This window comes from Mycobacterium sp. NTMscope_MAC_269 (assembly GCF_976985695.1).
Genome location: NZ_OZ335668.1, coordinates 4,305,652 through 4,318,282 on the forward strand (window position 1 = coordinate 4,305,652; position 12,631 = coordinate 4,318,282).

Sequence of the window (12,631 nt, forward strand, 5' to 3'; positions counted from 1 at the left end):
CCTTTCGCGGGTTGGTGGCGTCTAAAAGCGGCTGTGTCAGAACGCGGTGTAGCCGGAGGCTGCCGCCGCGTCCGCGGCCACGTAGGTGCCGGCGGCGTCGCCGAGGTTGGCCTGGGCGATATCGAGGAGCGTGTTGACCCGCGCGGCGACCTCCACGAACCGTGCGTGCGCGGCCTGGAACGCCGCCGAGGACTCGCCCTGGTGGAAGGCCTGCGCCGACATCGCTTCCTGCTCGGCCTGGCTGATCGTGCTGCGCAGCAACGCGGCCTTGGCGCTGAACGCCGACTGCGAGGCAACCAACTGCGGGATATGAGCGTCCAACATACTCATGGTGATTCCTTTCTATTGCGTCCGTTGGGGTTTGAAGTAGTTCACCTGGATGTGGCTGACTGCCTTATCCCCCCTTTCCCGGCTCGGTTGGGCCCGTACCGTTGACGGCGTCCTGCTCCCACGTGCCGGGCACCATTGGCATCCGTGGGCCGCCGCCGAAGTCGTCGTCGGCCAGCTTGGTCAGTCCCGCCGCCTGAAACGCCTTGTGTCTCTGCTTGGTGCCGGCGAATCCGAGCGGACCGGCCCCCTGGGCGGAGGCCATCGCCGCGGCCAGCTCCTCCTCGTCGCCGAAGTCCGGGGACACACCGAAATCGGATTCCATGTCCGCGAACTCGTCAGCGTGGTCGTGCAACGCGGCCCTCCGGCGACGCCGCGCTCGCGCCTCGGCGCGGGCCGGGGCCGCCGCGCCGGCCGCCGGGATCGTCGCCGCGGGCGCCTTGGCGCCGCCGCGGCCACCCAGGGTGGGTCCGACGCCGGTCTCCGGGTCGGCGCCGTAGGCGACCACGTAGGCGAACTGTCCGGCCGCCGCTGCCGGGGCCGGGGCGGCGGGCGCGCCGGTGCCGGCCGCGACCGTCGTGGCCGGGGCTCCGGCGGGGGTCGCCACCGTCGGGGCCAGGGCGACCGCCGGCAGCATGGACGGTTTGTTCGATGTCAGGACGGGGACCACGGCGGCCGGCGCCTCCTCCGGCGCGGCCTCGACGGGCGTGGTGAGCAGCGAGCTCAGCCCGATGCCCAGCAGCAGCGGGATCAAAAACGGTGCGGTCAGGATCGCGCCCCAGGTCGGCCAGCCGACCGCGTTGAAGAAGACCTGGTAGGCGACGAAGAACAGCAACGGTCCGTTGGCCGCCAGGAACGCCGGCAGGTTCGAGAAGAAGTCCTGCAGCATCTGCTGGATGTTCTGGAAGAAGTCCTGCAGGAACTTCGTCAACTGCTGGATAAAGTTCTGCCACCAATCACCGGGGTTCTGGGCGGTGTTGGTCGTGAGGTTGTTGGTCTCGCCGCCGGGATTCAGGATCGACGGTGCGGCCATGGTGCGCGGTGCCGCGGCCAGCGCCGAGCCCGAGACGGCCTGGTAGGTGCCCATGGTGGTGGCCGCCTGCATCCACATCCGCGCGTAGTCGGCCTCGTTGAGTGCGATCGGAATGGTGTTGATGCCAAAGAAATTCGTCCCCACCAGCACGCCGTGCACGGCGTGGTTGGTGGCGAGCTCCCCCAGCGTCGGCATGGCCGCCAGCGCGGCCGTGTAGGCCGTCGCCGCGACCTCTTGTTGCGCCGCGGCGCCAGCGCTGTCGGCGCTGGCCTGCTGCAGCCATGCCAGGTACGGCAGGTGGGCCGCCACGTACTGCTCGGCGCTCGGGCCTTCCCATGCCCCCGCCTGTGCCTGGCCCAACAGCGCACTGAGTTCTCCGGCCGCCGTGGCGTATTGGGCGCTGAGCGAGGTCCAGGCACCGGCGGCCGCCAACAGCGGCCCCGGTCCCGGACCGGCGCTCAGCAACGCCGAATGCACCTCTGGTGGCGACGCCATCCAGATGGGGCCGAAGGGGGCAGTCATCGTCAGGCGCCCGCGATCCCGAACGTCGCAGCGGCCGCGGTGTCGCCCGCGAGATAGCTTGCGCCGGCTTCCCCGACGCCGAGCCCGGCGCGGCCCAGCTCTTCGACGCCCTGGGCCGCCATGGCCGAGTGCTCCTGGCCCTGAGCGCTGAATCCGACCGCCGTCTGCAACGACACCGGATCGACCGCCGGCGGCACCACCGCCGTGATCGCCGGGGCCGCCGCGGCGTGTGCGGCCGCCAGCCTCGCCGTCAGCGCCTCCACCGCGGCGCTGGTGGCGGCCAGTCCTTCGGGAACCACTCGCAGCGTCATCTCTACTCCTCCCGTTGCCCTTCACTTGCCATTACGGATTCCCCGATCAAGGGGTTGACCAACTGCACGTACGTCGGACCGTCGCTGTCGCCCAACAGGATCGCCCGCCCGGCCGGCAACCGGCCGAATCGTTGACCGCGGATCTTGCCGCTGTCCTGCGGGTTGCCCGCCAGCATCAACGTGGTCGCCTGCAGATCGTTGAATCGGCGCAGCAGCGGGTTCGTCATCAACGCATGCCCCGATCCGGTCGCCCGGGCCGTCACGATCACCCGGATCCCCAAATCAGCTGCCTGCGAAAGCAACCCGATCAGCGGCGACCACGGGCGCTGGCCAACGTACGGGCCGCTCATCGCCGGCGAATCCGGTATCTGGTCCACGTCGTCGATGATCAGGTAGTGGGTCTGGCCCGCGAAGGTCCAGCGGGCCAGTTCGGCCGGCGACAGGCCGGCCGGGGGTCGGCGCGACTCGATGAGGTTGGCCAGCCCCAGCATCGCGGGGATGATGCGGTCGATGTTGGCCGTGTACTCGTTGTCGGCGAACAAGGGCTCGTCGACGAGGTGCAGCCGGCGATCCAGCACCGTGAAGGCCACCTGATCCGGAGTGGAGTGTTCGCGGACCGTGCGAATGAGGTGGCGCAGCAGCGTCGTCTTCCCCGACTTGCTGTCACCGAAAACCATCAGCAGCGGGTTGTCGGCGAAGTCGACGACCACCGGCGCGAGATCCTCCTCGCGCTGGCCGATGACCACCTGTTCCGGCCCGCGGTAGAGCGACCCGACGGCCTCCGGAGCGAGGTTGGTGGGCAGCAGCCGGACCGGCGGCGCGGCCATGCCCGGGTAGCGGTCGTTGATGGCGGCGATCTGATCCAGCTCCGGCGCGGCGAACAGGAAATGCTCTGCGGCCATGGTCAATCCGCGACCCGGTTGGTCGTGCGGCACCGCTTCGGCGGGGCGGCGCAGGGCGCCGACCACTCGCACGTTGCTGTCCCGCGGATCGTGCAGCTTGAGCTCGAGTCGCAACCCGAGTCCGTCGCGCATCGAAAGCGGCACCTCCAGCCAGCTGGGGGTGGTGACGACGACGTGGATGCCATACGCCAAGCCGATATTGACCAACTCGGTGACCTTGGCCAGCAACGGGTTCCGCGTGTTGAACTGGTCGGTGTTGTCACGGCCGAACGCGTAGAGGTTGTCGATGAGCAGGAATACCTCGCCGAATCCGTCGTCGGGAACCGCGCCGCGGGAATCCCGGAATGCCTCCCGTCGCTGCCGCGACAGCAGCAGCTGCTCGAGCTCGCCGAAGGTGCGCCGGATCCGTTCGGGCTCCAGCGCCGAGGCGACGCTGCCGACGTGCGCCAATCCTTCCAGCGCGCGCAGCTTGCCGCCGCCGTAGTCCAGGCAGTAGAACGTGACCTCGCGCGGCGAGTGCAGGCTGGCCGCCGACAGCATGAACGTCTGCAGCGCAGTCGATTTGCCCGACTTGGGGCCACCGTGGATGACCATGTTGCCCGCCGAGGACGCGGCATCGAAGATGAGCGGGTCGCGGCGCATCTCGAACGGCTTGTCGATCTCGCCCAGCGGCCACTGCCACTGCCTTGGCGGCACGCCGGCCCGAGCCAGCATTGCGGACACCGGGATCGGCTCGTCCAGCGGCGGCAACCACAACTGCGGCGCGCGCGGGCCATAACCGGCCAGTTGCTCGCCGATGGTGGCGATGAGCTTGCGCGGCGGCCCGGTCAGTTCGACCTCGTCGGGGGTGGTGATCACGGTGTCCTGATCGGGTTCGACCCGACCGGCCGTGAACACCTTGGGCTCCGGAATGGACGGCACCACCAACGATTTGGCCTTCTGCGGCGGATCGTAGATGCCGTCGACATAGGTGCTGCGGAACTTGATCGGGGTCGCGCCGGGAGCGGGTACCAGGAAGCCCACGCCCTTATGCTCCTTGCCGGCCTCGATGTGGTAGGCGTCCTCGACGCCGATGATCTGGCGGGAAACGCTGGGACTGGCCACCTTCAACCCGATGCGGTAGGAGGTGTTCTTGTCGATGTCCTTGATCTTGCCGACATCCAGCGTCTGCGACGCGAACAGGATGTGGATGCGGAACGAACGGCCTTTGCGGGCAACGTAATCGAACAGCTCCGCGTATTCAGGGTGATCGGCCAGCATCAGGGTGAACTCGTCGGCGACGACGAACAGCGTCGGGATCGGCGGCAGGTCGTGCCCCGCCGCGATGGCGTTCTCGTACTCGACCACCGAATTGAAAGCGCTGCCCTGCACCCGGCGGCCGGCCTCGCGCAGCAGGGTTTCCCGGCGGGCCACCTCGCCGCGCAGCGTGTCGGCGAACCGGTCGGCCAGCGACTTCTTTTCGGCCATGTTGGAGATCACCGCGACGACCTGCGGGAAATTACGGAAGCTGTCGGCCCCGGCCTCACCCTTGAAGTCGGCGTAGATGACGATCAACCGGTCAGCCGAGTGAGTCGTCAACAGCGACAACAGGATCGACATCAGGGTCTGGGACTTACCCGACCCCGTCATACCGATCATCAGACCGTGCGGGCCCATCCCGCCCTCGGCCTCGTCCTTGAGGTCGAACATCAGCGGCTCACCGGTCGCGGTGACCCCGATCGGGATGCGCAGCTCGTCCTCGCGGCGTCGGGGCGCCCACAGTGTCGGCACGTCCAGTTGCGACGCATCCGGGATGCCCAGCATGGTGGTGAACGTGGCGCCGCGGGTGGCCGCCGAGCGCAATCCCGTGTGGGTCGGGTTGGAGTCCCAGCGCGACAGCTGACGCGCCAGGTGGGCGGCCTCGTCGGCGCCCAGTTGATCGGCGTCGTCGATGTAGGGCTGCCAGCCGCCGGTCTGCCAGCGCTCGATGGTGTGGCCCCCGTCGTCCCCGCCGCTGATCCGCAGGATCGGCTTCTCCGGGTCCGAATACTGTTCGCGGTGCGGCGCGGTGGCGCCGCGGTGCACGACGGTGACCCCCGCCCGGCCCATCGCCAGGGTCGAGGCGTTCAGGTCGTAGTCCGGGTCGTCGACGACGATCAGCAAGTGCCGCAGCGCGTCGGCGGGTTCACCGGTGAACGCCGGACGGTCGACGAGCGCCGAACCCAGGCTGGCGACGAGTTCGTCGACGTTGGTGGCCATGAAGCGGGCCGGCCCGACACCGTCGAGCTCGCCGGGAACGTCGATGTGCGGCAACCACTTCAGCCACGACCAGTCCGCACTCTCGAGGTCGGGAGTGACCAGCGCGACCCCGAGCACCGTCGGGTCGTGCCAGGTGACCGCCTGGGCGACCCAGGCCCGCATCGCCGAGCGGGCCTCGTCTTCGGAGCCCAGCACGGTGATCCGCGAGACCTTGGCCAGGTCGATGCCGGTCGGCACGTCGCGCACGGTGCGGTGGGTGTCGAGCAGGCTGCGTAATGCGCTGTGCGACACCGGCTCCAGGTCGATTTCGTCCGCGGTGTCGTTGACCCGCAGTGCGGTCGCCAGGGGCACGTGGTGGCGCCCGGCCCGCAGCACCAGGAAGTCGGGGTCGTGCGGGTCGCGCTCCCACTGACGGCGCGATCCGGGCACGGCGGCCAGCCCCGCCGGCTCCGGGTGCGACCACTGCGCGGCAGCGCGCTGCGCGGCGGCCTGGGTGCGGATATTGTCCCGGACCACCGACAGGTAGCGCAGGTAGTCGGCGCGCTCGGCGTCGACCTCCTCGGTGCGCGTCTTGTTGTCGTTGCCGCGATACATGGCCGTCGCGGCGAGCAACAGCACGAACGGGAAGAACAGGGTCTGCGGGGAGATCAGCCGCATGCCGGTCGCGAACAGGGCGACGATCATGCCGACGATCAGGATCACCAGCACGTACGGCATCGCGCGCCGCAAAAACGACGGCGGAATCACCCGGGGCAGCTCGGGCGGCGCCTCGATGGCGATGGTGCCCTTGCGGGTCACCGGCGGCGCCAGCCGGCGGCGCGCTTCAAAGATCAGACGGCTCATCGGGGGGCTCCCTCGGCTTCCTTAGCGGCAGCAGCGACGCGGCCGGGCTTCTGGTCGGGCGTCAGCCCGTCGTGTGCCAGCAGCGCGTCGGCGCGCGATAGTGTCGGGCCGCTCGCAAACAGCGACAGCACCGACCACGGAATGGGGACGGGCGACCCGGTAAGGCCAAGGGCCTCAACGGTTTTGCCCTGTCCGGCGGCGGAGTGCTCCGCCTCGTTGTCGATGCCGTAGCGGACACCGGTGTCAGAGACCCAGAACAGCGACCCCGCACCCGGTGAGTTCGGGCCGCCGCCGACGGACTGGGTGAAGTAGCCGGTGCCCGGCGCCAGGGCGACGCGGGTGGCGGTGGCCGGCGAGCCCCCGCCCACCAGGTCGACAGTGCGGATCGAGTCGGCCACGGGCAGGGCCGAGCCGGACAGCAAGTTCACCGAGCTGCTGGCTGCGCCGGCGGGCTTGCTCCAATAGGCGCACGCGACGGGTGATTTGGCCGCGTCCACCAGGCCGACCTGCTGGTCGGGGTAGCGCGCGGTGTCCAGCATCCGCGACACCGGCAGCTTGGCGACCGCGTCGGCGCCCAGGCGTGGAGGCTGGTCCAGCCCATAGGAATTCGTGTTCCGCAGGATCGCGGCAAGCACCGGCGAGATCTGCTGCAGGCCGTCGGGCAGGACCGCGTAGTAGCGCGGCGCACCCGAGGAGCTCTGGTCCAGGGTGTAGGACACGACCACCGCGCCGATCGGGGCCGGCACCGCAAACGGCGCCGGCGCACCGGCGTTCGGGATGCCGGGAGCGGTCAACGGCGGCGCTTCGGGTATCGCGTTGAACAGGCCCAGGGCGATGGGACGGGGCGGCGGGATCTCAGAGTTGCCCTGTCCCAAGCCAAGTGCATTCGTGATCGCGTGGTCGGTCAGGTTGATCTGACTGCGCTTGCCGTCCCACAGCAGCCAGGTGGTGCCGTCGCGATCGGCGAGCAGCGCCTGCCGCGGCGCTAGCGTGGCGGCACGGGCGCCGCTGCTGTCCGGCCGGCCGGCGATCACCGTGACGCCGGTGCTGTGGGCGGCGTGCCCACCGGGCTCACCGACCGCGTCGCACACCGTCCAGTTCGCGTCGGCCGACGGGTTTTGCACCATCCGTTCCGGGGCACCCGGGATGCCGATCAGGTTGCCGCGCGGAAACCGGTCCAGCTCACTGCTTTTCACCATCGTGGGATCGACCGCCCGGCCGGTGATCAGGCGGGCCGAGGTCAGGTTGAGCACCGGGTGCAGGTCCTCGCCGACGCGGACGTACAGCGCGGCGGTGGACCGGTCGGCGAGCACGGCGTTGGTGCCAGCCGTCCCGTTGGGCCGGATCAGTGAGAACACGAAGCAGCCGGCCAGGCCGGTGACCAGCAGGACGGCGCCCATCGCCACCGCGCGCGACTGCGTGCGCAGCGGGTCGACGAGCATCCTGGTGTCGTGCAACGCAATACCGGAGGCGATCCGGCGCATGACGAATCGCCAGCCACTGACCTGGTGCCGGGTGACGAAGCCGCGGCGGTACTCGACCTGGTCGGGATTGTCGTTGACCGGGGTGCGAGAGGAGAACGAACGGCGCTCGTCGGGTTGCTGATTGGACGTCATGCCGGCACCGACAGCCCAAGGCCGCGCAGCAGCGGCTCAACCGACCTGGCGACGTCGTCGTCGGTGATCGTCATCAGCTCCTCGTCACTGAATTCGCCGGTTCCGGCGTGTTCCGAATGGTCGAGCCGGAACTCTCGTTCTTCCTCGGAGCGTTCGACGATGTTCCGGACGAATCGACCGTTACCGGCGATGTCCAGGTTGCGTCGCGAAATTCCGTTGGCGTCGGGTGTGGACTCGGTCGCCAACTTGGTGAACAACTCCTCCATGTGGTCGAGCGCGGCCTTTTCGAAGATGGAATCGCGCTGCTCGGCCATCTTGTTCGCGATCTCGACCAGTTCCGACGGTGCGTAGGAAGGGAAGTCGATGTTGCGGGTGAAGCGGGAACGCAAGCCCTCGTTGGTGTCCAAGAACTTGTCCAGGTCGGCCCGGTACCCGGCGATGATGACCACCAGGCGGTCGCGGTCGTTCTCCATCCGCGCCAGCAGCGTGTCGATGGCCACCAGACCGAAGTCGTTCTTGGCGCCCGTGGCGACCAGGGCGTAGGCCTCGTCGAGGAACAGCACGCCGTCAAGCGCGCTGTCGATGATCGCGTTGGTCTTGGCCTCGGTCTCGCCGATGTGCTGGCCGATGAGGTCGGCGCGGTGCACCTCCCGGATGTTCTCCCGCTTCAAAAGCCCCAGGCCGCAATAGATTTTGGCGACCACGCGGGCGATGGTGGTCTTACCGGTTCCGGGCGGGCCGGCGAAGACCAGGTGGTGGGCCCGCTGCGCGACCGCGAGCCCGCGCTGTTTACGGACCAGCTCCATGGCGACCGAGCTCTTCAGTCGCGACACCTGGTTCTTGACCTCTTCGAGGCCGATGAACTCGGCGAGCTGGCGTTCGGCCTCGTGCAGCAGCACGGCCTTGCGTTCGTGGGCGGCAGGATCGACGAAATCCTCGGCGCTGGGCTCGGTTTCGGGATCCCACGGATCGGTGCGGGCTTCGATGCGGGCCGCCGTGGTGGTGACGATGCCGAAACTGGTGTCGGTCAGGGCCTGTTCGACCTGTTCGTTCTCGGGGTGGGCCGCGTACAGGTCCTGCAGCACTTCGCTCGCCGAGTCCTCGTCGACGTGCGCGCGCAGCACCAGCGCCTTGGCCAGCGCACCGTCGACGGCCGCCACCGCGACCGGTCCCTCGGGCTCCTCCAGATAGGACAGCGCCGGGGCGAACATGCCCAGCCGGGCCAGGGCGGTGCCGAGCGCGATTTTGGCCGCGTGCGAGAAGGCGTCGTCGAGATCGGTGTCGTTGACGATCGGAGTGAGCAGCTTGACGACGTCCGACCAGCGCTCGGCGCGGTAGTTGATGACGACGGACACCCAGCGGGCCTCGCGCCAGTTCGGGCGGTCGGCGGTCAGGCCGGCGACGATGGCGTCGGCCTCAGCAAACCGGCCCGCCGTCGCGAGCGAGGCCGCATAGGCGAGGTGGAAGTCGTCGGGGGTCGTCGCGCGGAACTGTAGATACAGCCCCGTGTCGTAGCGGAACCCCAGCGAATCGGGCGCCAGGTCGACCTGGCGCTGCAGCACGCCCGCGGTGGCCGCGGTGCGCGACACCGCCTCGAGCACGCGCAGCGACGCGTCTCCGGCAGCCGCCAGCCCCGTCCACGCGTCGCACTGGTCGTGGGCGATGCGCGTCAGCGCGGTGAAACCCGAGCGAGCCGCGGCCAGGTCGGCCGGCCGCTGGCGCTGGTAGACGACGATGCCCAGCGCGCGACAGCACGTGGCGAACCGGCTGACGACGTCGCCGTCAACGCGCGTGTCCACTCGCGAATTGACTGGCTGAACTGTGAGCATGCCGATGTCACCGTGTTCCACGGCCGCGTCTTTTCATGTATGTAGTCTCCCCTAACCTGACCCGCCTGAAGTTAGCATTGCATAAGCTAACTGTCGAGGCGTTTGGGCCTGTCCGACTCACCACTGCACTGCCCTTCTTTTACCGCCGATGAGGACGTTCTGGATAGGGTTTAGCCGCATTTTCGGCATACTCACAGCCGCACGTCGTGCGGCCTCACAGCAAGGCCCCACCTTACTGAAAATCATTTTCATTATCAATCCCGGCTCGCGGCTTGGATCCCGCCGGCTCGGCCGAGCGGAACAGTGGACGACACCGTCCGGACCGGCGCGGTCATGGCGACGACTCCTCGACGATCAGGTGGTACTCGACGATCGCCTCGACCCGGGCGGCCGGCGGAACGATCACGCAGCCACTAGTCGGCTGACGGACCGAAAAAGTTCCGCCGCCCGTCGCTACCGCGGGCTAATTCGCCCGGCTCCCGAAAACCCAACGAAAAAACCGGCCGCGATCGGCGTCCGCGGCCGGTTTTCGTCTCGCCGGCTCAGGCCCGGACGGCGCTCACCAACGTGTTACGCGCGATCATCGGGCCGGCTTCGGTCTCCGGGCCGGGCACCGGGCGGCCGACCTCGCGCAGATAGTCGGCCAACGGGGTGCCGACCGCCGTCCAGCCGCGGTTACCGAACCATTCGGTGGCGGGCGCGCACTGCTCGTTGTAGACCAGCTGGAAGAACACTCGCTCGTCGCCCTGGGCGGTGGCCGCCCGTTCTTCGGCCACGGCGGTCTCGAAGTCCTCGGGCTTCATCGGGGCGCCGTCCTCGACGGCGACGTGGCTGCCGTGGCCGGCCAGCCCGTCGATGCCGGTGAACAGCTGCTCCTGGGCGCTGGCGGGGAGATAGATCAGCAGACCCTCGGCGATCCACGCCGACGGTTTGGCCGGGTCGAAGCCGCTGTCGCGCAGGGCCTGCGGCCAGTCCTCACGCAAATCGACGGCGATCTCGCGACGCTCGGCGCGCGGCTGGGCGCCGACGCCGGTGAGCACTTCACGCTTGAAGTCGAGCACCTGCGGCTGGTCGAGCTCGAAGATCGTGGTCGCGGCGGGCCAGTCCAGGCGGTAGGCGCGCGAGTCCAGGCCCGCCGCCAAAACCACCACCTGCCGCACGCCCGCGTCGGCGGCGCGCCGGAAGTAGTTGTCGAAATACCGGGTGCGGGCGCCCTGGAAGTTGACGAAGTTCTCGCCGAAGTCGGCCGTCTTCAGCTGATGGTCGGGATCCTTGCCGTCGAGGACGTCGGCGGCGTTACCGCCGACGGCGCGGCAGAAGATCTCCGCGTACGGATCCACGGCCAGCGGGTCGGGCTTTTGCGCCTCCAATGCCCGCGCCGTTGCCACGAACAGCGCGGTCGAGCCGACGCTCGTGGTGATGTCCCAGGTATCGCCTTCGCTTCGCACCCCGCCCACAGTACGCCGCCGCGACGCGGCCCCTTTTCCGCTGGCGCGCAACGGCAATGGCGCACGTCGGGGCGCTATTGCCTACCGGCGGCCGTAGCGGCGGTGGAACTTCTCCACCTGCCCGGCGCTGTCGACGATGCGGCGGCCACCGGTCCAGAACGGGTGCGAGTCGGCGGTGACGTCGACGACGACGAGTGGATAGGTCCGGGTCCCCCGCGCCGTCGGCCACTCGACGGTGCGGGGGCTGGTGCGAGTCGACCGGGTCAAGAACATGGCGCCGGTGGTGGCGTCCTGGAAGACGACGGGGTGGTAGTCGGGGTGAACGCCGGGCTTCATGAGGGCTCCTTGCCTTGCTGGGTGTGCCGGGCCGAGTTGTCGGCGGCCTCTGCCAATTCCGCGCACGGATCCTCGTGCCAGTCCCCAAACGGGTCGTCATAGGTAACCCAGTCGTGCGGGTGTCTCATCTCCTCCTCGGTAAGCAGCGCGCCGTGCAGGGCGTCGAGAATCTCGTCGGCCCGGGCGCCGCACACCAGGATGGCCATCGCGGTATGTCGATCGCCGTGCCGGTCGTCCCAGCCGAGCCCGGCCAGCGCACGTCGCTCCGCATCGACGCCGTCGCGCTCCACCCCGGTCATCGCCGCCAGCCACTTGCCGGCCGAGCTGACCCGCAGCCCGGAGCCGGCCGACTCCAGCCACATCGCGCGGTCCGGATTGCTGGCCAGCCAGATTCGCCCCCGGGTCCTGATCACGCCGTCGAGCAGCAGATCCAGGCAAACGTGCAGGCGCTGCGGATGGAAGGGGCGACGGGCGTTGAACTCCACCAGGGTGATCGGCCCGCGGGACTCCAGCGGCGGCTGCCCGGCCAGCAGCGGGCCGTGCGGGTCGTCGCTTCGGCCGCGGCGCGCGTCGCGGTACAAATTGTTCAACGCGTCCCCGATGCCGATGGCGCCCACGCGGACGCGTGCGCGCGGAGACAGGCGGCGCAGCACGGCCGCCACGAACGGGTTAGCGCGATCGAGCACGACGACATCGGCGAACTCGGCCTGCCCGATCACCACCTGGGCCTGGGTGCGCCCGTCGTCGAGTTCGTCTTCCCCGAGGGCCTGATCCAGCCAGGCCGCCGAATCGATACACGTCACCACGGCGGCGATCGCCACGTCCAGGGCCGCGGGCCCGTCGATGTACCCCGGCGCCACGCGCACCCGAACATGCTTGATGGCCAAGCAGATTGGTTCGGGTTCCAGCCAGGGCGCCAGGTGCACCACGATCCGGTTCACGTCGTCGCGGCGGTGCAGTTGGCGCAGCAGCACCAACAGGTCATTGCGGATGGTGCACGACACGCAGCCATGCGCGAGCTCCAGTCCGCTCTCGTGACTGGTCAACATGCCGTCGGACAGCGTCACGGTCGTGCGGCGCACTACGTGGCCGTCGAATCGGTGCTCGACGACCAGCGTTCCCGGGGTGCGCAGCAGCGCCCCCACGACGGCGTCGCTGTTCCGCTGGCCGGCGACCAAGATGACGGGGGTCCGCATCAGGCTCCTTATTGATAATCATTTTCATCT

The 12,631-nt window shown here is 69.1% G+C and carries 9 protein-coding genes; all 9 read right to left on the reverse strand.

Annotation, left to right across the window (positions count from 1 at the left end):
* Positions 1 to 36: 36 nt before the first annotated feature.
* Positions 37 to 330, reverse strand: coding sequence for a type VII secretion system protein EsxG (gene esxG, locus ACZ50Z_RS20420; protein ID WP_008261664.1), 294 nt, complete (start codon positions 328 to 330; stop codon positions 37 to 39).
* Between the two features lie 64 nt (positions 331 to 394).
* Positions 395 to 1,882 carry a PPE domain-containing protein gene (locus ACZ50Z_RS20425; protein WP_464485170.1) on the reverse strand — a complete coding sequence of 496 codons (1,488 nt, stop codon included), beginning with the start codon at positions 1,880 to 1,882 and terminating at the stop codon, positions 395 to 397.
* A 2-nt stretch (positions 1,883 to 1,884) separates the two neighbouring features.
* On the reverse strand, positions 1,885 to 2,193 hold the full coding sequence (locus tag ACZ50Z_RS20430) for a PE family protein (protein WP_067165003.1): 309 nt from the start codon (positions 2,191 to 2,193) through the stop codon (positions 1,885 to 1,887).
* Positions 2,194 to 2,195: 2 nt separating this feature from the next.
* On the reverse strand, positions 2,196 to 6,176 hold the full coding sequence (gene eccCa, locus ACZ50Z_RS20435; protein ID WP_464485171.1) for a type VII secretion protein EccCa: 3,981 nt from the start codon (positions 6,174 to 6,176) through the stop codon (positions 2,196 to 2,198).
* A complete protein-coding gene (gene eccB / locus ACZ50Z_RS20440; RefSeq protein WP_464485172.1) occupies positions 6,173 to 7,792 on the reverse strand; it encodes a type VII secretion protein EccB in 1,620 nt (539 codons plus the stop codon). The genes eccCa and eccB overlap by 4 nt, the downstream gene beginning before the upstream one ends.
* A complete protein-coding gene (gene eccA3 / locus ACZ50Z_RS20445) occupies positions 7,789 to 9,642 on the reverse strand; it encodes a type VII secretion system ESX-3 AAA family ATPase EccA3 (RefSeq protein ID WP_464485173.1) in 1,854 nt (617 codons plus the stop codon). Before eccA3 ends, eccB begins: the two co-directional genes overlap by 4 nt.
* A gap of 521 nt (positions 9,643 to 10,163) precedes the next feature.
* On the reverse strand, positions 10,164 to 11,069 hold the full coding sequence (locus ACZ50Z_RS20450; RefSeq protein ID WP_464485174.1) for a class I SAM-dependent methyltransferase: 906 nt from the start codon (positions 11,067 to 11,069) through the stop codon (positions 10,164 to 10,166).
* Between the two features lie 81 nt (positions 11,070 to 11,150).
* Positions 11,151 to 11,405, reverse strand: coding sequence for a type B 50S ribosomal protein L31 (locus ACZ50Z_RS20455; RefSeq protein ID WP_464485175.1), 255 nt, complete (start codon positions 11,403 to 11,405; stop codon positions 11,151 to 11,153).
* Positions 11,402 to 12,601: a ribosome hibernation factor-recruiting GTPase MRF gene (mrf, locus tag ACZ50Z_RS20460; RefSeq protein WP_464485176.1), complete on the reverse strand. Its 1,200-nt coding sequence runs from the start codon at positions 12,599 to 12,601 to the stop codon at positions 11,402 to 11,404. Before mrf ends, ACZ50Z_RS20455 begins: the two co-directional genes overlap by 4 nt.
* Positions 12,602 to 12,631 lie beyond the last annotated feature (30 nt).